This window comes from Streptomyces sp. NEAU-YJ-81 (genome assembly GCF_017592595.1).
In the GTDB taxonomy this organism is placed as follows: Bacteria; Actinomycetota; Actinomycetes; order Streptomycetales; family Streptomycetaceae; genus Streptomyces; species Streptomyces hygroscopicus_B.
In genome coordinates, this window is sequence record NZ_JAGFNO010000128.1 from 1 (window position 1) to 745 (window position 745).

A 745-nucleotide genomic window follows, 5' to 3' on the forward strand; every position below is an offset into this window, starting at 1 on the left:
GGGTGACAGCCGACGGTAGCCGGTGAGCCAGGAGATCGTGCGCTCGATCACCCACCTTCGGCGGCCCAGTCGCTCGCTTGAGTCGATTCCTTTGCGGGCGATGCGGACGCCGATGTGTCGGCTGTGCAGCCATTGTCGCAGGTCAGGAAGATCGTAAGCCTTGTCGGCGTGCAGCCGTTGGAGCTTGGAATGGTCGCTGTGGGATTCGTGTCCTACGTGGAAATGCGCCACCATCGGCTTCAGCCCGAGGCTGTCGTGGGTGTTGGCCGCGGAGACTCCGACGCGTAGGGGCAGTCCGTTCGCGTCCGACAGGACGTGCATCTTGGAACCCGGTTTGCCCCGGTCCACGGGCGACGGACCTGTGTGTTCGCCCCCTTTTTGGCGCGGACGTGAGCGGAGTCGAGTACCGCCCGGGACAGGTCGACCAGGCCCTGGCCGGTGAGCATCTCGAGCACCTTCTGGTGCAGCCGTCCCCAGACTCCCGCCCGCGACCAGATCAGAAACCGGCGGTGCACCGTCGACTTCGAGGCACCGAAACAGGGCGGCAGAGCCCGCCACGCACAGCCGCTGACCAGCACGTAGACGATGGCCGCGAACACCGCCTCGTCATCGATGTTGGCCACCCCGCCGCCTTGCGGCCGCACTCGCGCCGACGGCAGCAACGGCCTGGCGATCTCCCACAGCCCCACCGGCACGATCCATCCCCACCGTCCACTCCCCATACTCGGCCAACGACCAACTGACC

1 pseudogene is annotated in these 745 nt (G+C 66.8%); it reads right to left on the bottom strand.

What is annotated here, in order from left to right:
- Positions 1 to 722 (bottom strand): annotated as a pseudogene (locus J5X86_RS50230) (IS5 family transposase); the annotation flags it as partial.
- Positions 723 to 745 lie beyond the last annotated feature (23 nt).